Annotated in this window: 27 protein-coding genes; 9 read left to right on the top strand and 18 right to left on the bottom strand. The window is 62.1% G+C overall.

All coding sequences use genetic code 11. The annotated features are described in order from the left end of the window. Positions 1-22: 22 nt before the first annotated feature. The 3 genes from radA to OU997_RS11720 form a co-directional block, all read right to left on the bottom strand. A complete protein-coding gene (gene radA / locus OU997_RS11730; protein ID WP_267806727.1) occupies positions 23-1,387 on the bottom strand; it encodes a DNA repair protein RadA in 1,365 nt (454 codons plus the stop codon). Positions 1,388-1,624: 237 nt separating this feature from the next. Then, positions 1,625-1,903: a YdcH family protein gene (locus OU997_RS11725; protein WP_108486889.1), complete on the bottom strand. Its 279-nt coding sequence runs from the start codon at positions 1,901-1,903 to the stop codon at positions 1,625-1,627. An 84-nt stretch (positions 1,904-1,987) separates the two neighbouring features. Further along, a complete protein-coding gene (locus OU997_RS11720; protein ID WP_108486888.1) occupies positions 1,988-2,230 on the bottom strand; it encodes a YdcH family protein in 243 nt (80 codons plus the stop codon). A gap of 132 nt (positions 2,231-2,362) precedes the next feature. Here OU997_RS11720 and OU997_RS11715 point away from each other — a divergent pair, with 132 nt between their 5' ends. Together OU997_RS11715 and mscL are read left to right on the top strand one after the other, a co-directional pair. After that, positions 2,363-3,109 (top strand): EAL domain-containing protein, encoded by a 747-nt coding sequence (locus OU997_RS11715; protein WP_267806724.1) that lies wholly within the window; start codon positions 2,363-2,365, stop codon positions 3,107-3,109. A 67-nt stretch (positions 3,110-3,176) separates the two neighbouring features. Continuing rightward, positions 3,177-3,590: a large-conductance mechanosensitive channel protein MscL gene (gene mscL, locus OU997_RS11710; protein ID WP_108486887.1), complete on the top strand. Its 414-nt coding sequence runs from the start codon at positions 3,177-3,179 to the stop codon at positions 3,588-3,590. 50 nt (positions 3,591-3,640) lie between these two features. Here the strand turns inward: mscL and OU997_RS11705 are convergent, their stop codons facing one another. From OU997_RS11705 to OU997_RS11695, 3 genes are all read right to left on the bottom strand, one after another. Next, positions 3,641-5,194, bottom strand: coding sequence for a TerC family protein (locus OU997_RS11705; RefSeq protein WP_267806722.1), 1,554 nt, complete (start codon positions 5,192-5,194; stop codon positions 3,641-3,643). A 322-nt stretch (positions 5,195-5,516) separates the two neighbouring features. Further along, a complete protein-coding gene (locus OU997_RS11700) occupies positions 5,517-6,290 on the bottom strand; it encodes a ferredoxin--NADP reductase (protein ID WP_267806720.1) in 774 nt (257 codons plus the stop codon). Positions 6,291-6,396: 106 nt separating this feature from the next. After that, positions 6,397-7,392, bottom strand: coding sequence for a DctP family TRAP transporter solute-binding subunit (locus tag OU997_RS11695; protein ID WP_108486977.1), 996 nt, complete (start codon positions 7,390-7,392; stop codon positions 6,397-6,399). A gap of 392 nt (positions 7,393-7,784) precedes the next feature. Here OU997_RS11695 and OU997_RS11690 point away from each other — a divergent pair, with 392 nt between their 5' ends. Continuing rightward, entirely contained in the window at positions 7,785-8,909 is a 1,125-nt protein-coding gene (locus OU997_RS11690; RefSeq protein WP_267806719.1) for a methyltransferase, read from the top strand. Between the two features lie 98 nt (positions 8,910-9,007). Here the strand turns inward: OU997_RS11690 and OU997_RS11685 are convergent, their stop codons facing one another. From OU997_RS11685 to OU997_RS11645, 9 genes are all read right to left on the bottom strand, one after another. Further along, complete coding sequence (locus OU997_RS11685; RefSeq protein WP_108486883.1) at positions 9,008-9,151, bottom strand: DUF2474 domain-containing protein; 144 nt, start codon at positions 9,149-9,151, stop codon at positions 9,008-9,010. 234 nt (positions 9,152-9,385) lie between these two features. Continuing rightward, on the bottom strand, positions 9,386-10,393 hold the full coding sequence (gene cydB / locus OU997_RS11680) for a cytochrome d ubiquinol oxidase subunit II (protein WP_267806718.1): 1,008 nt from the start codon (positions 10,391-10,393) through the stop codon (positions 9,386-9,388). 2 nt (positions 10,394-10,395) lie between these two features. Then, positions 10,396-11,847, bottom strand: coding sequence for a cytochrome ubiquinol oxidase subunit I (locus OU997_RS11675; RefSeq protein ID WP_267806717.1), 1,452 nt, complete (start codon positions 11,845-11,847; stop codon positions 10,396-10,398). Between the two features lie 240 nt (positions 11,848-12,087). Continuing rightward, positions 12,088-12,660 (bottom strand): nucleotidyltransferase family protein, encoded by a 573-nt coding sequence (locus OU997_RS11670; protein ID WP_108486880.1) that lies wholly within the window; start codon positions 12,658-12,660, stop codon positions 12,088-12,090. Position 12,661: 1 nt separating this feature from the next. After that, positions 12,662-13,633, bottom strand: a complete 972-nt coding sequence (locus OU997_RS11665; RefSeq protein ID WP_108486879.1) for an XdhC family protein — start codon at positions 13,631-13,633, stop codon at positions 12,662-12,664. Positions 13,634-13,649: 16 nt separating this feature from the next. Further along, positions 13,650-14,858, bottom strand: a complete 1,209-nt coding sequence (locus tag OU997_RS11660) for a cytochrome c (protein ID WP_108486878.1) — start codon at positions 14,856-14,858, stop codon at positions 13,650-13,652. A 2-nt stretch (positions 14,859-14,860) separates the two neighbouring features. After that, positions 14,861-15,400, bottom strand: a complete 540-nt coding sequence (locus OU997_RS11655) for a (2Fe-2S)-binding protein (protein ID WP_108486877.1) — start codon at positions 15,398-15,400, stop codon at positions 14,861-14,863. Then, on the bottom strand, positions 15,393-18,221 hold the full coding sequence (locus OU997_RS11650) for a xanthine dehydrogenase family protein molybdopterin-binding subunit (protein WP_108486876.1): 2,829 nt from the start codon (positions 18,219-18,221) through the stop codon (positions 15,393-15,395). Before OU997_RS11650 ends, OU997_RS11655 begins: the two co-directional genes overlap by 8 nt. A 297-nt stretch (positions 18,222-18,518) precedes the next feature. Then, positions 18,519-19,073 carry a DJ-1 family glyoxalase III gene (locus OU997_RS11645; protein WP_108486875.1) on the bottom strand — a complete coding sequence of 185 codons (555 nt, stop codon included), beginning with the start codon at positions 19,071-19,073 and terminating at the stop codon, positions 18,519-18,521. A 185-nt stretch (positions 19,074-19,258) separates the two neighbouring features. Between OU997_RS11645 and OU997_RS11640 the strand changes: the two genes are divergently transcribed. Continuing rightward, the gene (locus OU997_RS11640) at positions 19,259-20,551 is read left to right on the top strand and encodes an NCS2 family permease (protein WP_108486874.1); all 1,293 of its coding nucleotides are present in this window, start codon (positions 19,259-19,261) and stop codon (positions 20,549-20,551) included. 67 nt (positions 20,552-20,618) lie between these two features. Continuing rightward, on the top strand, positions 20,619-21,707 hold the full coding sequence (gene trmA / locus OU997_RS11635) for a tRNA (uridine(54)-C5)-methyltransferase TrmA (protein ID WP_108486873.1): 1,089 nt from the start codon (positions 20,619-20,621) through the stop codon (positions 21,705-21,707). Between the two features lie 2 nt (positions 21,708-21,709). Here the strand turns inward: trmA and OU997_RS11630 are convergent, their stop codons facing one another. Continuing rightward, positions 21,710-22,096 (bottom strand): DUF4345 domain-containing protein, encoded by a 387-nt coding sequence (locus tag OU997_RS11630; RefSeq protein ID WP_108486872.1) that lies wholly within the window; start codon positions 22,094-22,096, stop codon positions 21,710-21,712. Positions 22,097-22,219: 123 nt separating this feature from the next. Between OU997_RS11630 and OU997_RS11625 the strand changes: the two genes are divergently transcribed. Both OU997_RS11625 and OU997_RS11620 read left to right on the top strand, forming a co-directional pair. Further along, positions 22,220-22,657, top strand: coding sequence for a DUF411 domain-containing protein (locus OU997_RS11625; RefSeq protein WP_267806713.1), 438 nt, complete (start codon positions 22,220-22,222; stop codon positions 22,655-22,657). A 15-nt stretch (positions 22,658-22,672) separates the two neighbouring features. After that, a complete protein-coding gene (locus tag OU997_RS11620; RefSeq protein WP_267806711.1) occupies positions 22,673-23,545 on the top strand; it encodes a PhzF family phenazine biosynthesis protein in 873 nt (290 codons plus the stop codon). A 159-nt stretch (positions 23,546-23,704) separates the two neighbouring features. On the opposite strand, the gene OU997_RS11615 is transcribed toward OU997_RS11620, so the two are convergent. Together OU997_RS11615 and OU997_RS11610 are read right to left on the bottom strand one after the other, a co-directional pair. Next, entirely contained in the window at positions 23,705-24,592 is an 888-nt protein-coding gene (locus OU997_RS11615) for a PA4780 family RIO1-like protein kinase (protein WP_108486869.1), read from the bottom strand. A 90-nt stretch (positions 24,593-24,682) separates the two neighbouring features. Then, on the bottom strand, positions 24,683-25,573 hold the full coding sequence (locus tag OU997_RS11610; protein ID WP_108486868.1) for a LysR family transcriptional regulator: 891 nt from the start codon (positions 25,571-25,573) through the stop codon (positions 24,683-24,685). Between the two features lie 100 nt (positions 25,574-25,673). Here OU997_RS11610 and OU997_RS11605 point away from each other — a divergent pair, with 100 nt between their 5' ends. After that, positions 25,674-26,312, top strand: coding sequence for an NAD(P)-dependent oxidoreductase (locus OU997_RS11605; protein WP_267806709.1), 639 nt, complete (start codon positions 25,674-25,676; stop codon positions 26,310-26,312). A 34-nt stretch (positions 26,313-26,346) separates the two neighbouring features. Then, the gene (locus OU997_RS11600; protein WP_267806707.1) at positions 26,347-26,628 is read left to right on the top strand and encodes a DUF2218 domain-containing protein; all 282 of its coding nucleotides are present in this window, start codon (positions 26,347-26,349) and stop codon (positions 26,626-26,628) included. The last annotated feature ends 158 nt before the right edge of the window (positions 26,629-26,786 follow it).

The following is a 26,786-nucleotide window of genomic DNA, read 5'->3' as shown; positions in this document are numbered from 1 at the left end:
CTTTTTAGTGCCCATTGTTCAGCTACTCGAACAGCGCATCCAGCGCCTGCTCCAGGCGCGTTACGGCAATCACCTGCAACCCTGTTGGCGGATCTTTCGGCGCATTGCCCTTGGGCACAATGGCGCGTTTGAAACCGTGCTTGGCGGCCTCCTTGAGACGCTCCTGACCGCTGGGCACCGGGCGAATCTCGCCAGACAGGCCGACCTCGCCAAACACCAGCAGGTCATGCGGCAACGGCTTGTTGCGCAGACTCGAAATCACTGCCGCCATCAGCGCCAGATCCGATGCGGTTTCCAGCACCTTGACCCCGCCCACCACGTTGAGAAACACGTCCTGGTCATAGGTCGGAATACCGCCATGCCGATGCAATACGGCCAGCAACATGGCCAGGCGATTCTGATCCAGGCCCAGGGTGACGCGGCGCGGGTTGGCCATATGGCTGGTGTCGACCAGCGCCTGCACTTCTACCAACATCGGTCGGGTGCCTTCCCAGGTGGCCATCACCACGCTGCCGGGGACTTCTTCCTGGGCGCGGGTGAGGAAGATCGCCGAAGGATTGGTGACCTCTTTCAGGCCCTTGTCGGTCATGCCGAATACGCCCAGCTCGTTGATCGCGCCAAAGCGATTCTTCACCGCGCGCAGCAAGCGCAGACGGCCATCAGACTCCCCCTCGAAATACAGCACGGTGTCGACCATATGTTCGAGCACCCGCGGCCCGGCCAGCGCGCCCTCCTTGGTCACATGGCCCACCAGGAAGATCGCCGTGCCGCTCTGCTTGGCAAAGCGCACCAGCAACGCGGCACTTTCGCGCACTTGGGCGACGCCACCGGGAGCCGACTGTAGCTGTTCGGTAAAGATGGTCTGGATCGAGTCGATCACCATCACCTTGGGCTTTTCCAGGCGTGCGGTGGCAATGATGCTTTCGATGCAGGTTTCGGTCATCACCTTGAGTTTGTCTTCCGGCAAGCCCAGGCGACGGGCGCGCATGGCCACCTGCTGCTGGGATTCCTCACCGGTGACATACAGCGCGGGGAAGCGCGTGGCGATATTGCACAGGGTCTGCAGGAGGATGGTCGACTTGCCGATACCGGGGTCGCCACCGATCAACACCACCGAACCGTCCACCAGGCCGCCGCCGAGCACGCGATCCAGCTCGCCAGACGCGGTGGAGAAACGCGGCACCTCCTCGACACTGACCTCGGCCAGGGTCTTGATCTGCGCCTGCTCGCCCGCCCAACCAGCGCGGCCACTAGGAGTGGCCGCATTGGCTTCGAGCAGGGTTTCCACCAGGGTATTCCAGGCACCACATTCGCCGCACTGGCCGGCCCATTTGGGAAAGGTCGCACCACATTCGGTGCAGCCATACATGCGCTTGGCCTTGGCCATGCCGGACTCCTCTGAAAGCTGAGCCCGGATCATACGAAATAGCTGGATATATTTACAGCCTTACGCACTTAGAACCTGTTCACGATCTCGCGAGCTAAAGCCATACAAGGCGCTACGTAGTGCCAGCCTCAGGCTGGAAAAAACAGCGAGGACACAGCGTTTACGAGCTGTAAATGAGCAGTCCGAGCCTGTTTTTAACGCAGTAGGGCCGACGCACAGCAGGTCATGAACAAATTCTTATGACTTACAGCCGTTACCACAGCCACAGCACTGTCCGGCAGCGCGCTTTAGTCGGCGCGCGAGGTCGTCCTTGAGGCCTACTCGCTCCTGCTTGAGCGACAGCAAGGCTTCATCGGCCAGCACTTCGTTGCCGGTTTCGATACGGCAAATACGTTTGTCCAGACGTTCATAGGTGTCGGCCAGACGGGCGAAGTCAGAATCACTGACACGCAGTTCGTGCAGCGCGCCGCGCAGTTCGGGGAAGTCTTTGATCAGCGGATGATGTTCAACGTGCATGCTGGCACTCCTTGGGGGTAGTCACTGCCTGCAGACTATCCGCCGAACCGGGAGCAGCACTTGACCCTGATCAACCTGGCAACGTTATGAAGCGTTGTGCAGGTAGCCGGCCAATTCATCCTTGAGGGTTACTCGCTGCATTTTCAGGCCCAGCAAGATGAACTCATCCATCGCAATGCGCCCACTCTCCACTTCATAGATACGCTTATCGAGTTCGTCATACTCCTCAGCCAGCCGGGCAAAATGCCCATCGCTGGCCAATAGGCTACGCAGCTGCGCCTGGTATTCGGGAAACTCGCGGCTGAGCGGGTGATGTTCCAACGGCATAGTGACATCCTCATGGCGGTTCTCGCTTGAGACTAGCCCACCCGAGTCGGCTCTGCCGCAGCCCGCGGAAATCAGAGCACAGGGGCAACGTCTGCTATCTTGACCGCGAGTGCTTGCAGCAGAGACAGGGCCATGGATTACCAACCAGGTTGTACGGCTTGCCGTGAGGGGCAGGCATTAGGCTTTCCCATCAGCATGGCCTTTCAGCCCATTATCAACCTGGGCACCGGCACCATATTTGCCCACGAAGCACTGGTCCGCGGCAAAGCGGGTGAGTCAGCGGGCAGCCTGCTGAGCAAACTCAACAAGGACAATCTCTACGTCTTCGACCAGGCCTGCCGGATTACTGCGCTGGAATGGGCGGCCAGGCTACAGGTACCGGCCATGGTCTCGATCAACTTTATGCCCAACGCGGTGTACAAGGCCGAGACCTGCATCCGCGCTACGCTGGAGGCGGCCAAACGCTTCAATTTCCCACTGCAGCGGATCATCTTCGAGGTCACCGAACAGGAGCAGGTGCTGGATATCGACCACCTCACCGGCATCCTGCGCGCGTACCGTAAACAGGGCTTTATGACGGCGATTGATGACTTCGGCGCCGGTTATGCCGGCCTCAATCTGCTGGCCGACTTCCAGCCTGATCTGATCAAGCTGGACATGCAGCTGATCCGCAATATCGAGCAGGACAGCGTACGGCAGATTCTGGTCGAAGCCGCCCTGCAGATGTGCCGAAAACTGAATATCCGGGTGATTGCCGAGGGCATCGAAAGCCTGGGCGAATTGCACGCATTGCGCGACATGGGCGTGGAACTGTTCCAGGGCTACCTGCTGGCTAAACCGGCATTTGAAACACTGCCAGCCTTTCACCTGCCGAGCTGATAAGTAGCTGGCAAGTAATCAACCCTGGATTACACTCGAGCCAACCTTATCCAACTGGGAATGCAGCATGAGTATCATCAGTGAATTCAAAGCCTTTGCGGTCAAAGGCAATGTGGTCGACATGGCTGTGGGCATCATCATTGGCGCCGCGTTTGGCAAAATCGTCTCGTCCTTTGTCGGTGACGTGGTGATGCCACCGCTGGGCGTGCTGATTGGCGGCGTGGATTTCACTGACCTGGCCATCACCCTGAAGGCTGCCGAAGGCGATCTGCCTGCTGTGGTGTTGGCCTACGGCAAATTTATCCAGACTGTGCTCGACTTCCTGATCGTCGCCTTCGCCATCTTTATGGGCATCAAGGTGCTCAACAAACTCAAGCGCGAAGAAGAAGCGGCACCCGCAGCGCCGGCCCCACCGACCAAGGATCAGGAACTGCTGAGCGAGATCCGCGACCTGCTCAAGGCGCAGCACACCAAGGACTAACGCTGACGAATTGAAAAAGGCACCCGAAGGTGCCTTTTATTGCGCCGCGTTTAATCAGCCAGAGGCGTGAGCAGCAGCTTGGCCACCCGGCGCTCCTTGACCTCGGTAACCGTCAGACGCCAGTCAGCGTACTCGACCTGATCGCCAATGATCGGCAATCGGTCGAGCAGGCTCATCGCCAGCCCAGCGATGGTCTGATAGTCATCGGTCGGCCTGGCCTTGAAACCCAAACGCTCACGCAGCACCGCAAGGTTAAGCGCGCCGCTGACGCGGTAAGCGCCGTCGAGGTTCTCGATATCCGGCCCATCCACTTCACTGGCATCCGGCAGCTCACCGGCAATGGCCTCAAGGATGTCGGTCAGGGTCAGCAGGCCTTCGAAGCCGCCAAACTCGTTGACCACGAACGCCACGTGGGTCGAGGCCTGACGCATCTGCTCCAGAGCACTGAGTACCGAGGCACTGTCCGGCAGATTGACCGGGGCACGCACCAGGCTTTCGATGTCCGGCTGCTCGCCCTTGAGCAATTCCTTGAACAACTCCTTCTTGTGGATATAGCCCAGCGGCTCATCCACGGCATCGCCACGCGACACCAGCAGGCGCGAGTGCGGTGATTCCAGCAGAGCCTGGTGAATAACCGCCAGCGGGTCATCAAGGTTAATCCGGTCGACCTGCATGCGGTCGGTCATGACCTTCTTGATCGACTGCTCGGCCAGGCTCAGCACCCCACTGATCATGACCCGCTCGCGGCGGTCGAACAGTACGGTTTCACCATCGCCGCCTTCCAGCATGTCGGCAATGTCTTCACCCACTTCATCGGCTTGCACCTTGCCGCCGAGCATACGCATCACCGCATGCGCCGTGCGCTCACGCAGACCACGCTCACCCTGCAGGCTGCGCTTACGGCGCAAACGAGCAAGCTGGTTGAACACCTCGATCAGAATCGAGAAACCAATCGCGGCGTACAGATAGCCCTTGGGTATGTGGAAGCCCAGGCCTTCGGCCGTCAGGCTGAAACCGATCATCATCAGGAAACCCAGACACAGCATGATCACCGTCGGCCGGGCGTTGACGAAGGCCGTCAGCGGCTTGCTCGCCACCATCATCAAGCCCATGGAAATCACCACGGCGATCATCATCACCTGCAGTTCGTCCACCATGCCCACCGCGGTGATCACCGCATCCAGAGAGAACACGGCATCCAACACGATGATCTGCGCCACCACCGGCCAAAAACGCGCATAGGTGCGACTGCCGGGCGCTTTGTGTGTGTGCCCCTCAAGGCGCTCGTGCAGCTCCATGGTGGCCTTGAACAACAGGAACACACCACCGAACAGCATGATCAGGTCACGCCCGCTGAAACTCTTGCCAAACACCTCAATCAGCGGCTCAGTCAAGGTTACCAGCCAGGCAATGCTGGCCAGCAGGCCCAGGCGCATCAGCAGCGCCAGGCTCAAGCCGATCAGGCGCGCACGGTCACGCTGCTCGGGCGGCAGCTTGTCGGCGAGGATGGCGATAAACACCAGGTTGTCGATACCCAGGACGATTTCCAGGACGATGAGGGTGAATAGGCCCAACCAGGCCGTGGGATCAGCGATCCATTCCATTTAGTGTATGGCTCTTGGGTCAGTTGAACGGGCACAGGCGAAGGCAACACGCAGGCACGGGCCGCGCGACAGGTTCATCGTCTGAGAAAAAGGTCGTGCAGCGGGGTGCTGCCGAGGGAGCATGCGCAGGGCTGCGCCGCTTAATTGCAGGGCCGCACTCGACGCGATTGGCGAGGGCGGCTTACATCTCTCACTGTCCATATAGTCCGGAAAAAGCCACAAGAAGGGAGCGATATTAGAGGCTGAGGCAGAAAAGCCTAAGCGCTAAAGCGTTACCAAATTTTTACATACCCCGGCGTCAGCACTGATGTTGCTCACTCACCTACCAGTAGTTCTCCACCGCCACCTGCCCCGGCCGACGACTCAGACTGAGCTGCAAGTCGCGCTGCTTCAGCAGCGCGCGGGTATCATCAATCATCTGTGGGTTGCCGCAGATCATCAGGCGCGAATGCTCAGGTTCCAGGCTAAGCCCTGCCGCCCGCTCCAGCTCGCCACTCGCCAGTAGAGTGGTGATGCGCCCATGCAGGCAATCAGGCACCTGCTCACGGGTGACCAGCGGCAGATAGGTGAAACGATCAGCGTATTCCTGCAGATGTTCCTGCTGCATCAGCCCGTGAATCAGCGGCTGATAGGCCAGCTCGCTGGCCGTGCGCGCGCTGTACACCAGCACCACGCGCTGGAAGTGCTGCCACACCTCCAAGCCCTGCAGAATCGATAGAAACGGCGCGAGCCCCGTGCCGCTGGCCAGCAGCCAGAGGTCACGACCATCGGCAAAGCGGTCGAGGGTGAGAAAGCCCAGCGCCTGTTTTTCCAGCAGCAGGCTGTCGCCAACCTGCAGCCGACTCAGCTCGGAGGTGAACTCGCCGCCTGGCACGACGATGGAGAAGAACTCAAGAAACTCATCATGAGGCGCCGAGGCCATCGAATAGGCGCGCCAGACCACCGAGCCATCGGCCTTGGCGACGCCGAGCCGGGCAAACTGCCCCGCACGGAAGCGAAAGCCCGCATCACGTGTACAGCGCAGGCTGAACAGGCTGGGCGACCAGACCTGAATAGAGGTAAGGGTTTGCTGGGTGTACTTGTCATCACTGGTCATGCGAGTACCGGACCTATGCAGGGTGCACAGGCCCAGTGTGGCGCAACGCTCGCCGAACAAACACCGGTAAAACCTGCGGGCTCTTGGCGTTGCCCTGAGCCCGCGCTTAGCGGCGGTTGACGGCCTGAGCGGCACGCAGCACATCGGCGCCGATTTCCGTTTCGTAGGTCTTCCACAGCGGGCTCAATGCAGCGCGCCAGGCGGCACGTTCATCGTCCGTCAAGGTGACCACTTTGGCATGGCCGGCGGCGATGATGCGCTCGCGATCATTGTTGTTCAGCGCTTCGGCCTCCTTATTCACCGTAAAGGACACCTCATCGATGATCGCTTCCAGCTCGGTGCGGGTCTTGTAGGGAATGCTGGTCCAGAACGCCTTGCTACTGATCAGCATGTAGCTCAGGGCGCCATGGTTAAGCTCGCTGATAAACGGCTGCACAGTGTCGACCTTCTGGCTGGCGATGTTCGACCAAGGCCCTTCGGTGCCCTGGATGGTGCCAGCCTGCAGCGCCTTGAACGCCTCGGCAAACGGCATCTTCACGGTTTTGGCGCCGAGCTGGCCAAACTGTGCCTGCAGCACCGACGAGGGCTGGATACGAAAGGCCAGATCCTTGGCATCCTCGGGCTTGCGCAGCTCGCGACTGGAGGTCAGCTGCTTCATGCCGTTGTTCCAGTAAGCCAGACCATAGATGCCCTGGTTGGACATGGCGTGCAGCAGCTCGCGGCTCTTGTCGCGCTTCTGGAAGCGCTTGACCGCCTCCAGGTCATCGAACAGGAACGGCAGGTCAAACACCTGCAGCTGTTTGGTGTAGGCCTCGAACTTGGACAGCGACGGTGCCAGCATCTGCACCTTGCCATCGCGCAATGCGTTGATCTCCTCGCCATCACCGAACAGCGTCGAGTTCGGGTAGACCTCAACCGCTACCTGGCCGGCCAGACGCTCTTCCACCAGCTTTTTGAACAGCAGCGCACCCTTGCCCTTGGGGGTGTCCTCGGCCACGACATGGGAGAACTTGATCACGATGGGAGCCTTGCCTTCCGCCTGGGCCGGACTTACCGCGACCAGCAACGCAGTGAAGGTTAAAGACAACAGGGACTTGAACATGAACATACCTTTTTGCAAATAGAACGCCGTGAAGCCTGCATAAGCAGGCCTCATTGAGTGGGGGTGTGGGCTATGGATGATTCGGCGGACGCGGCAGAGCAGCGGCGCAGTCCTGATCATCAGGCGCTACCAGATCGCAGCCGGGCGTAATGCTCGGGGCCTGGTTATTATTTGAATGCCGACCTTGCTGACTCATGCTTGCTGACTGATGGGTATCAGACAAGACTGAGCAGATCCGCAAGGGGCCGGCATTTTTCGGCATAGCCGCGCGCAACACAACCTTGATTTACTGAACCAGCTCTCAGTTCCGAGACTTTTCTGCGACTTGCACCGACAATAGCGACCAACTGCACTTTTTATCGCGCCCTTGCGACCTGCTACCCGAGTAATCCATGCCCCTGCTCAGCACCCCCTTCGCCCAGCTCGACCTGCTTCGCCAACCCGACCAGCCCAACGAGCCGCTGCAGGCGTTCGATGCTGCGGATGAGTACCTGCTCAACCATTTGCATGAACAAGGGCTGACGAGCAGCGCCCGGGTATTGGTGCTGAATGACAGCTTCGGCGCACTGGCCATCAGCCTGGCGAGCCAGGCGCAGGTGACCAGCAGCGGCGACTCGCACCTCGGCCACCTGGGGTTGCAGGTCAACCTGCTGCGCAACCAGCAGCAGGCGGATGCCGTGAGGTTTGTCCCAGCCAGTACCGTCGCGCAGGGACCGTTTGATGGGGTGCTGATTCGCGTACCGAAAACCCTGGCGCTGCTGGAGGAGCAACTGATTCGGCTGCACGGCCAGTTGGCTCCAGGCGCACAGGTGATTGCGGCGGCCATGATCAAGCACCTGCCGCGCGCCGCCGGTGATCTGCTGGAGCAATATATCGGCCCGGTGCAGGCCTCGCTGGCAGTGAAAAAAGCCCGCCTGCTGTTTGCCACACCAAAGGCCAAACCTGCACCCGTATCGCCCTACCCGACGCGTTATCGCCTGGAAAAGCCGGCTATCGAGCTGCTTAACCACGCCAACGTGTTCTGCCGTGAAGACCTGGATATCGGCACCCGCGCCTTTCTCCCGCACTTGCCCAAGCACCTCAGCCGCATGCGCGTGGCCGACCTCGGTTGCGGCAACGGTGTGCTCGGCATTGCCTATGCACTGGGCAGTCCGCAGGCCGAGCTGACGCTGGTGGATGAGTCATATATGGCCGTGCAATCAGCCGAAGAAAACTGGCGTGCGACGCTGGGTGAGCGTCCGGTAGAGATTCGCGCGGGCGATGGTTTAGCCGAGCAGGCGGAGGATTCGTTGGATCTGGTGCTGTGCAACCCGCCGTTCCATCAGCAGCAAGTGGTCGGCGACTTTCTCGCCTGGCGCATGTTCCAACAGGCCCGCGCCGCGCTGGTGACCGGCGGCGAACTGTGGATCGTCGGCAACCGCCACCTGGGTTACCACGCCAAGCTGAAACGGCTGTTCCGCGGTGTCGAACAGGTGGCGGCCACGCCGAAGTTTGTGGTGCTCAAAGCGATCAAATAAACGCGCTGCAAAGCCCGGCGGAGGGGCTTCAGCCGCGACAAGCCGTCAGTAAACGCTCGCCGCTAAAGCGCCTCCTATAGCGATCACCAATATCGCGCTTACGGCGTGCCCATCCCCGCGGCCTGCATAAACAGCCGCAGCAGATAGGACACCGCGCCCAAGGCCAGCACGCTACCAGCCCAGATCAGCACCAGCCAGCCGAGGCGTTGCCACAGCGGCTTTTTCTCATCGACATCATTCATCTTGCGCCCTCATAACTGATCTGAGGTCTCGCGAGCTAGAGTCCTGCAAGGCGCTACGTTAGTAACAACCTCCGGCGGGTCAAAGCAGGCGAGGACAGCGAGCGTACTTTTGTACATGAGCATTACTGGTTTCAGTCGCCCTTCGGGCCGCGCTAAAGCGCGTTAGCCGCAAGCGGCTTGCCGAGCCCGCTTTTAACGCCGCAGGGCCGACACGCAGCAGACCGGAGCCAAACCTCAGTGGTAGCCATCTTCTTCAGTCACCTTGCCGCGGAACACGTAATAACTCCAGGCGGTGTACATCAGGATAAAGGGGATGATGAACAGCGCACCGACCAGGATAAAGCCCTGGCTTTGCGGCGGCGCGGCGGCGTCCCAAATGCTGATCGACGGCGGGATGATATTCGGCCACAGGCTGATACCGAGGCCGCTGTAGCCGAGGAAGATCAGCGTCAGCGTCAGCAGGAACGGTGAGTAGTTGGCGTTGCGCGCCACCGCGCGCAGCAGCGCCCAGGTGCACAGCAGCACCAGCAGCGGCACCGGCATAAACCAGAAGATATTCGGCAGGCTGAACCAGCGCTCGGCGATGTCAGCATGGGCCAGCGGCGTCCACAGGCTGACGATGCCGGTGACGCCGAGCAGGACGAACACCAGCGGCCGTGCCAGGTCGTGCATCTGCTGTTGCAGACGGCCTTCGGTCTTCATGATCAGCCAGGTGCAGCCGAGCAAGGCGTAAGCGGCAATCAGCGCCAGGCCGCAGAACAGCGAGAACGGCGTCAGCCAGTCCAGTGCGCCACCGACATACACCCGATCGACCACCTTGAAGCCATCGATATAGGCCCCAAGCGCCACGCCCTGAAAGAAGGTTGCAGTCAGCGAGCCACCGATAAACGCCTTGTCCCAAAGGTGCCGCTTGGCGGCCTTGGCCTTGAAGCGAAATTCGAAGGCCACACCGCGAAAGATCAGCCCCAGCAGCATAAAGATCAGCGGCAGGTAAAGCGCGCTGAGCACCACCGCGTAGGCCAGCGGAAAAGCGCCAAACAACGCCGCGCCACCGAGCACCAGCCAGGTTTCGTTGCCGTCCCAAACCGGTGCCACGGTGTTCATCATCACATCGCGCTCACCTTCGTTTTTGACGAAGGGAAAGAGGATGCCGATGCCCAGGTCGAAGCCGTCCATGACCACATACATCATCACCCCGAAGGCGATAATCACGGCCCAGATCAGCGAGAGATCAATGCCCATATTCAATTCCTCTCAACCAGTGAGCCGCCACGCTCTTCATTCGGCCCTTCTTCCAGCCCCTCTTCAGGCGCAGACAACGGACGCGACGGCGTGCGTTTCTGGCCTGGGCCACCCTCGGCAGACGCCTTGCCTTCGTCGGTGATCGGGCCTTTGCGCACCAGGCGCATCATGTAGCTGATACCCGCGCCGAACAGGGCGAAATACACCACCACGAACAGCACCAGGGTCAGGCTCATCTGCGCAAAACTGTGCCCGGACGAGGCATCGGCGGTGCGCATCAGCCCCTGGATAATCCAGGGCTGACGACCGATTTCCGTGGTGTACCAGCCGGCGAGGATGGCGATGATCCCCGACGGGCCCATCCACACCGCCAGATGGAGGAACGGCCGGCTCTGGAACAACATGCCGCGGCTGCGTAGCCACAGGCCCCAGAGGCCGGTGAGGATCATCAGCATGCCCAGGCCAACCATGATCCGGAAGGTCCAGAACACGATGGTTGAGTTAGGTCGATCTTCCTTGGCGAACTCCTTGAGCGCCGGCACCTGCTTGTCCAGGCTGTGGGTCAGGATCAGGCTGCCGAGCGCGGGAATCTCGATCTTGAAGCGGGTTTCTTCACGCTGCATATCCGGCCAGCCGAACAGGATCAGCGGTGTCGGCTCATCGCCATGGTTTTCCCAGTGGCCTTCGATGGCAGCGATCTTCGCCGGCTGGTACTTGAGGGTATTCAGGCCGTGGAAGTCGCCAATCACCGCCTGGATCGGCGCCACTATCAAGGCCATCCACATGGCCATCGACAGCATCTTGCGGATCGCCGGGTTGTCGCGCCCGCGCAGCAGGTGCCAGGCCGCCGACGCGCCAACAAAAAACGCCGTGGCAAGGAACGCCGCCGTGGCCATGTGCAGCAGGCGATAAGGGAACGAGGGGTTGAACACCACGGCGAACCAGTCCACCGGAATCACCCGCCCGTCGATGATCTCGAAGCCCTGCGGGGTGTGCATCCAGCTGTTGGAAGCGAGAATCCAGAAGGTCGAGATCAGCGTGCCGATCGCCACCATCACCGTGGAGAAGAAGTGCAGGCCCGGGCCGACCCGGTTCCAGCCGAACAGCATGACGCCAAGAAAGCCCGCCTCAAGGAAGAACGCGGTAAGCACTTCATAGGTCAGCAGCGGCCCGGTGACCGCCCCGGCAAAGTCGGAGAAGGCGCTCCAGTTGGTGCCGAACTGATAGGCCATGACCAGGCCAGACACCACGCCCATGCCGAAGTTGACCGCAAAGATTTTCGCCCAGAAGTGGTACAGATCGCGGTACACCTCCTCCCCGGTCTTCAGCCACAGACCTTCGAGCACCGCCAGGTAACTGGCCAGGCCGATGGTGATGGCCGGAAAGATGATGTGAAAGGAAATAGTAAAAGCGAACTGGATTCGGGCGAGATCGAGAGCCTCTAATCCAAACATGGCGTTTCCTCAGTCAGGTGATACGGGGCACGGCCACGGGCGCGCATGCCAGCCACAAGCAATCAGTCAGGGGATTATTGTTCTGGGTCGGTAGCCATCACGCGGGGCCAAGCGCCCGCACAACCACGCACGTTGAGCATTGATGCGGGTCAAGACATGCGCAGAGAGTAGCGCCTGGGGCGCCAAATTCGGCTGTGGTCGATTGTCACGCGACGGGCTGCCACACGGGCAAAAGAGCGCCTAGAGCGTAAACAGCGCCGGCGGCCGATCGACGTCGCGCAGCACACCCGGATCAGCCAGCGCGATGCCCTGGCACGCGGCAGCATGCGCCTGCAGCAACGCGCGCGCACCTTCATCACCCCGCAAGGTCTGCAGCGACGGCCAGAAGGCGCGGCCAAACAGCACCGGATGGCCACGCTGACCGTCATATAGCGGACACACGATGCGCTCGGCTGCGGCCTGCTGGCACAGTTGCCACAGGCTGTCGGCGGCCACCCAGGGCATGTCGCCGAGCAGCACGGCGATGGCGTCGGCCTCGCAACCGGCCAAGGCCTGCACACCGGCCGCCAGGCTGTGGCCCATGCCCTGATCAGCGTCGCGGCAACGGATCACCCGGCACGCCGCAGGCAGCCCCAGCGCCTGCGCATCGTCCTCGTCGCGCAGCAGTACATGCACCTCAGCGAACACCTGCAACGCCCGCTCGGCACTGGCCGCCAGTAGGCCGCGACCGTCCGGCAAACGCGCTAGGCGCTTGTCGCTGCCGAAGCGCCGGCCACGCCCGGCCGCCAGCAACAAGGCCACGACGCGCGGCATGCTAGAGCGCATCCCGTGCCAGACCGTTGCGCACCCGCAGAATATCGGCGAGTACCGCCAGGGCGATTTCCGCCGGGGTCTTGCTGCCCAGGTTCAGCCCGATTGGCGCAATGATCCGCGCCAACTGCGCATCATCCAGACCGCCAACCCGACGCAGGCGCTCGAAACGTTTGGCGCTGGTCACGCGTGAGCCCATCACGCCGATATAAAAGGCCTCGGTGCGCACGGCCTCGATCATCGCCAGGTCATCGATACGCGGATCATGGGTCAGCGCCACCACGGCAGTGTCGGCATGGCAGCCGCCCAGGCGAATCACCTCGGACGGCAGCTCACGGCGGATCTCCACCCCCGGCAAATTGATGCCCTGCAGCACCTCCTCGCGTGGTTCGCAGAGCACCACCTCGAAGCCCAGCCCCTGGGCAAACTGCGCACAGACCTGCGCTACCGAGGAGTAACCCGCCAGCAGCAAGCGCTGGGCTGCACCGACGCGCAGGCGCAGCCGATTTGGCTGACGCTCCACCCGCGGCCCCTGCGTGTTGTCGGCCAGCAAGTCGCGGGCACCGCTGGGTAGCGCCACGTCGCGGATCAGCCGGCGCTGGCCCGCCAAAGCGCTTTCCAGCTCACGCAGGTGCGCCTGTACCGCGCAGTCGGCGGGTAGGTTTTCCACCAGCACGTCCAGCACGCCACCGCAGGGCAGGCTGATCTGCGAGTGTGGGTCGCTGCCATCGCCGTAGCGCACCAGGTGCACAGGCTCAGGAAAGGCCCCAGCGGCCAGGCGTTCAAGAAACTCATCCTCGACGCAACCACCGGACAACGAGCCGATCCATTCGCCACCAGCCGTGGCGGCCAGCAGCGAACCCGGCGCGCGCGGTGCCGAGCCGTAGGTGCTCAGCACCGTGCACAGCCACACGCACTGCCCCGCAACGGACCATTGCAGCGCCTGGCGGACGACCAGTAGATCAAGGTGCTGCATCAGGATTCACCCAGCCTCAATGGCCTTTCTCGCTGCGCAACTGGCTGACCTGTTGCGGGCTCAGCTCAGCAGCCTGGCCACCCCAAGCCTGACGCAGGTAATGCAGCAGGTCGCGCATCTGCCCGTCATCCAGCTTGTCGCTGAAGCCCGGCATCGGCTGCATGCGCTCGAAACCGGTGAACTGCTGCTCCTTGATGCCGTCATCGATCACCCGCAACAGGTTGCGGGCATCGTTCAAGCGCAGGGTGGTGTTGCCATCCATCGCCACAGCCACATGCGGCACGCCATCACCCGCCACGCCATGGCAACCGGCGCACAGGTTGAGGTAGTGCTGACGGCCTTGCTGGGCGCTGGCGTCAAGCTGTTCGAAGACCACCGCGCTCACCTTGCGCGGTGCTGGCGGTTGATCGCCGAGCAGGTAGGTGGCCATGGCTTTGTGGTCGTCCAGAGGCAGGTACTGAGTGCTGTGGTGCAGCACCGGGTACATCTCGTTGAACATCGAACCCTGAGCGCTGATGCCGTGCTTGAGGAAGGTCGCCAGGTCGTCGGTGCTCCAGCCGCGCGCGGCCAGATCCTCGGCGAGCAGGCTGGGGGCCTCGTAACCGAGCAGCACGCCACCTTGCAGACGCTGATCCTGCTGCAACGCGCCGAGGGCATTACGCGGCGTATGGCACTCACCGCAATGACCCAACGCCTCGACCAGGTACTGGCCGCGCTGCCAAGTCTCGCTTTTGCCGTCGGCCGGCAGCATTTGCACGCGGCTCTTGTAGAGCATGTTCCAGAAGCTCAGGCCGAAACGCACATTGAACGGGAAGCTCAGGCTGGTTTGCGGACTGGGTTTGGCGATCGGTTCCAGGCTCATCAGGTAGGCGTAGATGGCATCGGAGTCTTCGCGCTTAAGCAGGTGATAGGAGGTGTACGGCATGGCCGGATAGAGCTTGCTGCCATCACGCCGCTCACCTTCAGCCACTGCGCGGTAGAAATCATCGGCGCTGTACTCGCCAATACCGTACTGCTTGTCCGGGGTGATGTTGGTGCCGTAGATGGTGCCGAACGGCGACTCCAGCGGCAGACCGCCGGCGTATTCGGCACCGCCCTCGACGCTGTGGCAGGCCACACAGTCGGCGGCGCGCGCCAGGTACTTGCCGCGTTCGATCAGTTGTTGATCGGCCGCCTGGGCAGCCAGCGGCAGGAGCATGGTCAGGGCAATCAGAATGGTTTTCATGCTTAGCCTTCCTTGACCAGGCCGAGGGACTCGACCACATCGCGCGCGGCGTTGTAGTAGCGCACGTAGCCGGTGCAGCGGCAGATGTGCTTGCCCAGAGCGCCTTCGATCTCGCCTTCCAGCTCGCTGCGCTTGACCGGCTGACGCTGGAGTCTTTCCACCAGCACGGTGGCGGCGTTGACGTAGCCCGGCGTGCAGTAGCTGCACTGAAAGGCAAACTGGTCGACGAACTTCTGCTGGATCGGGTTGAGCTGGCTGACTTCGCCCTGGGCATCACGCTTGGCGTGGCCTTCGATGGTGCGAATGCGCTTGCCGTCGAAGAAATGCGCGCCAGTGATGCAGGTGCGGATTTCCTCACTGGTGCCGTCGGGCTTGTCGAGGATCGCCACACAGGCGTGGCACACGCCCTGTCCGCAGCCTAGGCGCGAGCCGGTGAGGTTCAGGTATTCGTGCAGAAAGTCGATCATCATCAGGTCATCAGCCACTTCCATCGGGCCGACGGCCTGGCTGTTGATAATCATGCTGAGCAGGCGCTTAGCCATGGAGGGCCTCCTTGATGCGGGCCGGAGTCAGGGGAAGGTCGCGCAGGCGCTTGCCGGTAGCGTGGGCCACCGCGTTGACGATGGCGCCGACCACCGGAATCATCACCACTTCGGCGATGCCCTTGGCGGGGTCGCTGGGTGATAAGGGCGGCAAAATCTCCGCGCTTTGCGACCACACCGCGCAATCCTTGGCGCGCGGCAGCTGGTAACGGTTGAAGTTCCAGGTGCCGTCGCCGGGGCCGCCTTCATACAGCGGCATTTCTTCCAGCAGCGCGTGGCCGATGCCCATGGCGATACCGCCTTCGAGCTGACCGAGCACCAGTTGCTCGACGATCACCCGGCCGCATTCGAGCCAGGAGTGATGGTTGATCACCCGCGCCTCGCCGCTACCCTTGTTGACTTTGACCTCGACCAGGGTGGCCACTGGGCTGTAGTAGGTGACCATGGCGTTGTTCAGCTGGGTCACCGGGTAATTGATGCTGATGCGGTCAAGCAGGTGGAAACCCTTGCGGCTCATCTGCGCCTTCTTCGCAGCGGTTGCACCGTCGCCGTATTTCACCGCCAGCGCATCCAGCGGCACATGCTCGCGCTGGCCGTTGATCTCGAACTCGCCCTCGGCCCAGCTCCAGCGGTTGAACCCGTGCACGCTGATACCGGTGACCAATCCCAGCTCATGGGCTTTGTGCGCCAGCAATTTGAAGGGAATCGGCGGCATGCCATCAGCCGTCAGCTTGCCCTCGACCCAGTGCGCATTCTCGCGGCGCACCACATAAGGGTTGGCCAGCCCGCCGTGCTCGCCCCGCCCCCAAATGGCCAGGGCAGCCGGCCACAGGCCGTGGATAAACAGCAAACGTGCCGCCTCGCGGGTGGCGTGCCCGCTGTAATAGGACGAGTTGGTCGCCGACGACGGCGAGGCCAGCTTGCCGACCCAGCGCGGGTTGCGCAGCGCGGCGTCCTGCTCGGCCTGGCTGATGATGTAGGGATTGCCACTGGTGATCAGGGCCAGCTCGCTCCACTCGGTTTCGCCCGTCTTGATTTCATCAGCGGGCTGACCGAGGTAATCGGCGACCAGCAAGGCCTGCGAGGTGGCCATGCCGGTGCCCATGTCGATGGCAATCTGGCGCAGGCTGACGCGGCCATCGGCACTGAACTCCAGGCTGGCCATCGGTGCTTCGGAGCCGGTGCCGAAATCCTTCTGGCAGATGGCAAAGCCGACGCCGTACAGATTGTCCGGGTCGTCGGCATCGAAGCGCTGCTTGCGTGCGACGCGGTTCTTCCAGATTTCGTGCTGCGCGGCCTTGTCGAGGATTTCGTCGAGACGCAGAGCGCCGGCCGGGATCGCGCCCTGGGTGTTCTTCATGCCGGACTGGAACACGTTCTTCTTGCGCAGCTCGATGGCATCGAGGCTCAACCGCTCGGCCACTTCGTCCACCATCATCTCGGTGGCCGCCATGGTCTGCAGGGTGCCGTATCCGCGCATCGAGCCCGCTTCGACACCGCGCGAATAGTAGGCGGTGGCCGCCAGGTCGCTGCGCGGCAGGTAGTAGATCGATTGCGCCGCCGTGGCGCCGACCGCCGCCACCGAGGAGCTGTAGTTGGCGCGCCCACCGCCGTCGACATCCATGTGCGCGCGGAAGATCTGGAAGCTGTGATCCTGCTTGTTCACCGCCAGCTGGTAATGCATATCGAAGGAATGGCGCTTGATGCCGCTCTGGAACTGCTCATAGCGGTCATTGGCCAGGCGCACCGGCACACCGTCGCCGTAAATTGCGGCCAGGGCAGCGTAGAAGACGAAGATGTTGTTGTCCTTGGAACCGTAACCGACGGTATAACCGGGGTGCATGTTCAGCGTCTTCACGGCGAAACGTGACGGCGCGAGCATGTGCGCGGTCTGCTCGGCCACTTCGAACGGGCATTGGGTGGCGACCACAAAATGCAGGGTGCCGCTGGCCACGTCAAACCAGCCGTTGCCATTGTCGGCTTCCAGCGCGGCCGGTTCGATGGACTGGGTGGTGAAGCGCTCATCGAACACCAGCCAGTCGTCCGGAGGAGTCTGCAGCTGGTTGAGCATCTGTTCGGCGTGGTACAGGCCCTGCTGAGTCAGGTCGCCACTGACCTTACCCTCGCCCCAGGCCGGTTTGCGGTTGTGGATCAGCGGGAACAGCATGCTGTCCTTGAGGCTGGAAAACTTGTCGACTTCAAACGGCGTGGCGCCGCCGACCCGCACGAAGCGGAAGCTACCGTATGGGTCACTCTGGAACGCCGGCGCCTGCTCGCCGTAGCGGATCACCTTGTCGTTGAACTTGAGAATGCTCTTGGCCTGACGATAGCGCTCGAAGTCATGCCAGATCAGCAGTGCCACCGGGTGACCGATAAACATCGGCACCTGGCCTTCGGGCAGCAGCGGGTCGAGGTTGTGGCCATCCGGGAAGCTGATGCCGTCCTTGCGCAGGTCACTGGCGGTGACCACCCGCTGCGGCTGCAACTCGGCCGGCAGTACCGACAGATCGAAGCCCTGGTACAGCTGCTCGGTGCGCGTGGCCTTGAGCAGCAGCGCATGTCCTTGCTGCTGCGGCCAGCCGGGCATGTCCTTGGCGCGGATATCGCGGGCAAACACCTTGGCCCCACAGGCCTTGGACACCCCGTCGATGCGCGCCACGGCTTTGCCACTGGCGTCATACCAGGGCTGCGGCAAGCGCGTGACGCGCTCTTCGAACAATGCTGCAAAAGCCTTGCTGCCCAGCGGGGCGAAGCTGATGCCGATACCGGCGATGACGCTGCCTTGCAGAAAGGCACGGCGGGATAACTCAGGAGTGGACATGTCCGTTCCTCGGGGCCAGGGCAGCCTGGCCGCTTGCGTGAACAAAAGAGAGACAGGCGCGCCGCTTACAAGCACGGAGCATAATCAGCGTAGACGACAGATTTATTGACCTGGAAGTCAGATTCTACTCAAGTCATGGCCACAACAGAATAAAAACCTGCCCTTGAAGTCAGATAAGTTTGCAACAGCGTCTCTAAAACGGGCGTCATCATGCCGCCAAGCCGGCTCGATAGACGGAATAACGCGAACCGCCCAGCAAGGGCTGCGCAAAGGCCGTCGAAAGCGGAGGTTGCCGCGTCAACCCACCAGCATGGCGTCGGCGACCTGCTTGCGCACGGCCTTGCCACACAGCTGTTCAACCAGGGTCAGGGCAAACGCCAGGGCCGTGCCAGGGCCCTGGCTGGTGATGCAGTTGCCATCGACCACCACCGGCTGATCGACAAACACACAACCGCTCAAGCGATCACTGAACGCCGGATAGCAAGTCATGCGCCGCTGCCTGAGCACGCCGTACTGCTGCAGGGCGACGGCGGGCGCCGCGCAGATAGCCGCGAACAGCTTGCCGGCCTTGGCCTGCTCACGCAGCCGCTCAGCCAGCGGCTCATGCTCGGCCAGGCGCTGCGCGCCCGGCATGCCGCCAGGCAGCACGATCAGGTCGAAGGGCTGGGCCAGCACATCCACCAGCATGATATCGGCGGTCAGGCGCGTGCCACGGGCACAGGTGATCATCCGCCGGCTTTCGATGCTGGCCACCACCACCTCAACCTCGGCACGCCGCAGTACGTCAATCAGGGTTACGCATTCAAGGTCTTCGATACCATCGGCAACGCTGATCAGGGCCCGTGCAGTCATCCTTCCACTCCTTGTTTAGGGCGCGCATAAACTGTCCGAGCGGTCATAAATTCACCCACTCCAGACGAGCTGATATGATGCGCGCCTTTTTCCAGATCGCTAGCAAAAACATGCACTCACATGTGGATGTGCTTTGCTTTCGGTTTGCATAAACACGGCAAGAAGGCCGTTACGGGGAGCGCCACATGCTGGAAAGATTGTTCCAACTCAAAGCCCACAACACCACGGTGCGTACCGAGCTTCTGGCGGGTTTGACCACCTTCCTGACTATGGCCTATATCCTCTTCGTCAACCCGAGCATCCTCGGTGAAACCGGCATGGATAAAGGCGCGATCTTCGTCGCCACCTGCCTGGCCGCCGCCATCGGCTCGGCGATCATGGGCCTGATCGCCAACTACCCGATTGCCCTGGCACCGGGCATGGGCCTCAACGCCTTCTTTACCTACACCGTGGTGCTGGGCATGGGCCACACCTGGCAGGTGGCACTGGGTGCAGTATTTATCTCCGCCTGCCTGTTCCTGCTGCTGTCGATCTTCAAGATCCGCGAATGGATCATCAACAGCATTCCCCTGGAGCTGCGTTCGGCGATTGCCGCCGGTATCGGCCTGTTCCTCGCACTGATTGCCCTGCAAAGCGCCGGCATCGTGGTCGACCACCCGGCCACGCTGGTGAGCATGGGCGACCTCAGCAAGCCCCAGGCACTGCTGGCCATTCTCGGTTTCTTCGTGATCGTCGGCCTGGAGGCGCGCAAGGTCACCGGCGCGGTACTGATCGGCATTCTGCTGATTACCCTGATCAGCATGGCCCTGGGTATTTCGCAGTTTGGCGGCGTGGTCTCGATGCCGCCGTCGCTGGCACCGACCTTCCTGCAGCTGGACATCATGGGCGCGCTGGACATTGGCCTGATCAGCGTGATTTTCGCCTTCCTGTTCGTCGATCTGTTTGACAACTCCGGCACCCTGATCGCCGTCGCCAAGAAGGCTGGGCTGATGCGCAAGGACGGCCATATGCCGAAGATGGGCCGCGCACTGATCGCCGACAGCACTGCCGCCATGGGCGGCTCGCTGCTGGGCACCTCGACCACCACCAGCTACATCGAATCGGCGGCTGGGGTGTCCGCTGGCGGGCGTACCGGTCTGACGGCCTGCGTGGTCGCCGTGCTGTTTCTGCTGGCGCTGTTCTTTGCCCCGCTGGCCGGCAGTGTACCGGCCTTCGCCACCGCCCCGGCGCTGATGTTCGTCGCGGTGCTGATGACCGCCGGAATGGCCGAGATCGACTGGGAAGACATCACCGTTGCCGCACCCGTGCTGATCACCGCCCTGGCCATGCCGCTGACCTTCTCCATCGCGTCCGGCATCGCCTTCGGCTTTATCGCCTGGGTGGCCGCCAAGACCCTGGCGGGCCGCTGGCGCGAGCTGAACCTGATGCTGGTGATCCTCGCTGGCTTCTGCGTGGTCAAACTCGGCCTGTTCTCTTAAGCCCGTTCGCACCGCCCGCCAGCAGCCATGCCGGCGGGCGCCTCCAGCGCTGATTAGCGAGTAATCCATGAGCCGTTCCCAGTTCGATCCCGCCAACTACGCCGCCCAACTTGCGGAAAAGCAGCAGCGCCTGATCGAGCTGTTGGCAGCCTTCGATGCGCCCGCTCCCGAGGTATTCGAGTCGCCGCGCGAGCACTATCGCCTGCGCGCCGAGTTTCGCCTGTGGCGCGAAGGGGAAGACCGCCACTACGCCATGTTTGAAGCGGGCGACAAGTTCACACCGATTTTCTTCGAAGATTTCCCCATCGCCAGCGCGCAGATCAATGCGCTGATGCCGCGCCTGAAAGCGGCCTGGCAAGCCAGCCGTGAGCTGGGCCACAAGCTGTTCCAGGTTGAGTTCCTCACCACCCTGGCCGGCGACGGGCTGATCACCCTGTGCTATCACCGCCCATTGGATGCCGCCTGGCAGGCCGACGCTGAAAAGCTCGCCGCCGAGCTGCAGGTCAGCATCATTGGCCGCTCCAAGGGCAAGCGCATCGTCATGGGTAAAGACTATGTCGAGGAGAAACTGCAGGTTGCCGGCCGCACCTTCAGCTACCGCCAACCGGAGGGTGCGTTTACTCAACCCAACGGCGAAGTGAACCAGAAGATGCTCGCCTGGGCTTATGACGCGCTCGGCGAACGCAAGGACGACCTGCTGGAGCTGTATTGCGGCAATGGCAACTTCACCCTGCCGCTGGCCACCCGCGTACGCAAGGTGCTGGCTACCGAGATCAGCAAGTCCTCGGTGAATGCCGCGCTGGCCAACCTGGCCGACAATGGCGTGGACAACGTCACGCTGGTGCGCCTGTCCGCCGAAGAGCTGACCGAAGCGCTGAATGACGTACGACCGTTCCGCCGCCTGGCCGGCATCGACCTGAAAAGCTACGACTTCGGCTGCGTCTTCGTCGACCCACCGCGTGCCGGCATGGACCCGGACACCTGCGAGCTGACCCGACGCTTCGAGCGCATTCTGTACATCTCCTGCAACCCGGAGACCCTGGCCGCCAACATCGCCCAACTCAACGACACTCACAAGGTGACGCGCTGCGCGCTGTTCGACCAGTTCCCCTACACCCACCATATGGAGTCGGGCGTTCTGCTGGAGCGCCGTTAAGGTTAGAGGCGCTGCAGGCCACGCAGCGCCCAGAAGCACAGCCCCGCAGAGACCACTTCCAACAGCAGCGCGTAGAGATTGAACGTCTGCTGCGCGCCACCATCCAGCCACAACCCGCCAATGCGTGCCAAGGCCAGGGCGCTGTAGAGCAGCACCAGCAGGGTCAGCGCCGCACGGGTCAGATCGAGCCGACTCAGCGACAGGCCGATAAACGCCGCCAGGCCCAGTTGTAGGCCACCATAGTAGGCGCGCACGTCCGTGGCAGCGGCCGGCGTCATCAGCAACATGCCACTGAGGTTGGTCATTTCATGGGGCTGAACAAAGTAGGCCAGCCCCAGACCGGCCAGCGCCAACAGTTGAATCACCAGTACTACGCGTGCAAACAGCATGGACACTCCCCCCTGAAATCGAGCACGCAGCATAAGCTGCGCCCGTCCGATTCGGAAATCGCCGGTGGCTGGCCACGGCCGCCCGGCGCTATGCTCAGCCTTTTACCTGCCAGGAGTCACCCCATGCGCCAGTTGTTTGTTGTTGCCGGGCTACTGATCAGCAACCTGAGTTTTGCCGCCGATCCGCTGACCATCGACGTGCACCGCGATGCCAACTGCGGCTGCTGCAAGGCCTGGATCAGCCACCTGCAGGACAACGACTTTAACGTGGTCGACCATGTCGAAACCGACATGGTCGCTGTCAAGCAGCGCCTCGGCGTGCCGCCACGCCTGGCCTCGTGTCATACCGGAGTGATCAACGGCCAATTCGTTGAAGGCCACGTACCAGCCGCCGACATCCTCAAGCTGCGCCAGCAACCCGATCTGCTCGGTGCAGCCGTACCGGGTATGCCTGCCGGCTCACCTGGCATGGAGTATGGCAATGTGCGTGATGCCTACCAGGTCATCGGCCTGGATAAACAGGGCGCAGAACGAGTGATCAGCGAATACCCGGCACACTGATAGCAAGGAGCCCATATGTCACCTGTGGTTTATTGGCAACTCGATGTCTTCGCCGAACGGCCGCTGGCCGGTAACGGCGTAGCGGTATTCCCTGATGCGCGCCAGCTGGATCCGGCCGTCATGCAGGCGCTGACCCGCGAGCTGCGCCAGTTCGAATCGATCTTTCTGCTGCCTGGCAGAGACCCGCAGGCTCAGGGCGCGCGAATCTTCACCATGGAAGAGGAACTGCCCTTCGCCGGCCATCCGATCCTCGGCGCCGCTGCCCTGCTGCACCATCTGCAGAGCGAAGACACACACGCCGAATGGACTCTACAGCTGGCGGCCAAGAGCGTGCGCTTGCTTACCCGTCGCCAGGAACGCGGTTTCTATGCGCAGATGGACCAGGGCGCAGCCGAATTTGGAGCGCAGCTCAGCCCCGCGCAAGCGCAGGTGATCGCCGAAGCCTTTAACTTGAACAGCACCCACCTGGATCACCGCTACCCAGCCAGGGTAATCAGCACCGGCCTGCCCTACCTGATTCTGCCCGTCAGCGCCCAGGGCTTAGCCCTGGCCCGACAGCAGCGCATGCTAGATGCCGAGCTGGCGTCCCATGCAGCTGCCTTCGTTTTCCTGCTGGACATGGATAACCGCGAAGGGCGCACCTGGGATCCTTTGGGGGTTATCGAAGACATCGCAACCGGCAGCGCCGCGGGTCCGGTCGCGGCCTTCTTGGTGGAGCACGGCCTGCACCGGCGTGCCGAACACTTCAGCCTCAATCAGGGACGTTTCCTCGGCCGTCCCAGCAGGCTGGATGTTTGCGTTGGCAGCGACGACAGGATCAGCGTGGGGGGCAGCGTGCAATTGTTGGCACGCGCCGAGTTATGGGTAGATCCGCGCGAACTCGCCTGAGTGCCGGGTAAACGACGTTGCATGGCTGAAACAGACAAAAGGGGCAGGACGATGCACAGGAAACGCGAAACACGCAGTGACAACAGACTGAACGCTGCCCGCCTGGATAACTGACATAAAAAATGCCGCTCACCTGACCCGGTCAGCGGCAGGTTATGCCTATTGCGCCCAAGGCGGTGGCGGTTCTTCGCCCTTGGGCTCGTCTTCGGCATTCAGCAGCGCCTGGCGGCGTGCTTCATCGGCCAACGCGGCCTTGATCTCACGCATCACCGCGTCGATATCAGCCTCTTCTTCCGGATCATCGAACTCACCGGTCAGCGGGCTGTCCGGGGTCAGTTCACCGGCTTCATACAGCGCCCACATTTCCTTGGCGTACTTGGTGAACTTCAATTCCGGGGCAAACTGACCGAAGTAGGCGGACATGTTGCCGACATCACGCTCGAGCATCTTGAACGCATGGTTATTGCCAGCCGCATCCACCGCCTGCGGCAGGTCGATGATCACCGGGCCCTCGGGGCCGAGCAGCACGTTGAATTCCGACAGGTCGCCATGCACCAGGCCAGCGCAGAGCATCTTCACCACTTCCTGAATCATGAAGGCGTGGAACTCGCGGGCATCGTCGGGGTGCAAGTCGACATCATTGAGACGCGGGGCCACATCGCCCTCGCCGTCGTCGACCAGCTCCATCAACAACACGCCCTCAAGAAAATCATAGGGCTTGGGCACGCGCACACCGGCATTGGCCAGGCGGAACAACGCCGCCACTTCGGCGTTCTGCCACGCCTCTTCCTGCTCCTTGCGCCCGTACTTACTGCCCTTGGCCATGGCGCGAGCGTCACGACTGTTGCGCGTCTTGCGGCCCTCCTGATACTCGGCGGCCTGGCGGAAACCACGTTTGTTGGCTTCCTTATAGACCTTGGCGCAACGCAGCTCATCGCCACAGCGCACCACATAGACGGCGGCTTCCTTGCCGCTCATCAGTGGTCGTACCACTTCATCGACCAGCCCGGCCTCAACCAGCGGCTCAATACGTTTTGGCGTCTTCATCAGCTTTAATCAGGGGTCCTTTGTTGCCCAAGTCGACTCTGCCGCCCGTTATACGGCAATCTGCGCCAAGCGCCCACCCTGGACGGGCCATCAGCTCGCCAGCAGGTGCTGTCGCAGTGCGGCGATGGCGTAACGCACCTTGGCTGGCTGGGCATCGCGGCGCGGGGTCACCAGGTAAATGCCGAAGGGCGCAAGCCGCCACTGCGGCAGCAGTTCACGCAAACGGCCACTGGCTAGCTCCTCGCGTACTTCCTGTTCCGGCTGCAATGATACGCCCATCCCCGCGAGGGTGAAGTGACGCACGGCGAGGATGTTGTTGCAACTCACCCGACTTTCCACCCGCAATTTTTCCACCTGACCATGTGGTCCCTGCAGTTGCAGTGCGTTGAAGGCATTGTCGCCGTGCAGGACCAACCAGTCCTGGCCGATCAGGTCATGCGGCTGCTCGATCGGCGCCTTGCGTTGCAGATAGGCCGGCGCAGCGCACAGCAGCATGCGGGTGTCACCGATATGCCGCGCCACCAGGCTGGAGTCGTCGAGATGACCGACGCGAATCGCCAGGTCGATGCGTTGCTCGATCAGATCAATGTGTTCGTCATGAAAGAACAGTTTGAGACTCAGGCCGCTGTGCGCCTGCAGCAACGGCGCCAAAGCGGCACTCAGTGGGCGTCCGGAGAAACCCACCGGCGCGGCAATGCGCAACTCGCCCACTGGGGCATCACGCAACTCAGCCAGACGCTGCTCCGCCTGCTGAGCCAGCACCAGCACCTGGGCACAGCTCTGGTAGAAGGTCGCACCGGCCTCGGTCAGCGTCAGCTTGCGGGTGGTGCGGTGCAACAGACTGACCTGGGTACTCTGCTCCAGCTTGCGGATCTGCTGGCTGACCGCCGAGGCGGTCATCCCCAGCACCTCGGCGGCCGCCACCATAGAGCCGCAATCAACCACCGTGGCGAACACCGCCATGCGTTTCAGCTGCTCCATTCGTAAGCCCTGCTTAATAGTTAAAGCCTTTTTAACCTATTTTTCCGCGCTTTATCCATCTGCGATTATCTTTTTCAAATAATCGTATCTGGAGACACCCATGAAACTTGCTCTGATCGGTGCCAGCGGCTTTGTTGGCGCAGCGGTGCTGCAAGAGGCCCTCGAGCGCGGCCACCAGGTCACCGGCATCGTCCGCGACCCAGCCAAGCTGGCGCAACACCCAGCACTGCATGCCGTGGCCGGCGATGCCTACAACGCGGCCGCCCTGGCCGAACAGCTCAAAGGCCATGATGCGGTAATCCACGCCTTCAATCCGGGCTGGGGCACTGCGGATCTGCGCGAGCGTTTTATCGCCGGCAGCCAGGCGATCATCGCGGCCAGCCAGCTAGCCGGAGTGCGCCTGCTGGTGGTCGGTGGCGCAGGCAGCTTGTATGTCGCCCCGGGGGTACAACTGATCGACACCCCGGAATTTCCCGCCGAGTACAAGGACGGTGCGGAAGGCGCACGGCAGACGCTGCGTCTGCTTCAGGCCGAACAGCGGTTGGACTGGAGCTTTGTCTCGCCACCGGCCTTGCTGCAGCCCGGTGTGCGCACCGGGCAGTTCCGCATTGGCGGCGATCAATTGCTGATGGCGGGCGACGCCCCCGCACAGATCTCGGTGGCTGATCTGGCGGTGGCCATCATCGACGAACTGGAACACCCGCAGCACCTGCGCCAGCGCTTTACCGTGGGTTATTGAACGCCACGCTTGTCCATCCCATCAGGAGAACACCATGCAACTGCACACCAGTGCCTATGTCGCCACCAGCACTCCGGCCCGCTATATCAGCCGCCTGTGCAAGCACTTTGCGCACAAAATCCCGGTGAGTTTCGATGACCAGCAAGGCCGTATCGAATTCGACATCGGCACCAGCACCCTGCAGGCCAGTGCCGAGGGCCTGACCTTGCGGGTGGAAAGCAGCAATGCCGATCACCTGCTGAAACTGCAGCAGGTGATCGCCAGCCACTTCGAACGTTTCGCCTGGAAAGAAGCGCTGAATCTGGAGTGGCGCTGATCAGCGCGCGGCTGGCTCCGGTCAATCGCCTCGTCAAGCGAGGGGTGAGCAAGGCAGCACTGTTTGCCATGACGGAGCCGGCTTAACCCTCTACACCCAAGCCAACCCTGTGCATTCAGCAGCATACGAGCTGACCGTGACCACGCCGCCCCCGTCCC

Origin of the sequence: Pseudomonas sp. SL4(2022) (assembly GCF_026625725.1) — a bacterium.
Lineage (GTDB): Bacteria > Pseudomonadota > Gammaproteobacteria > Pseudomonadales > Pseudomonadaceae > Aquipseudomonas.
This window is presented reverse-complemented; position numbering and strand designations above follow the sequence as displayed.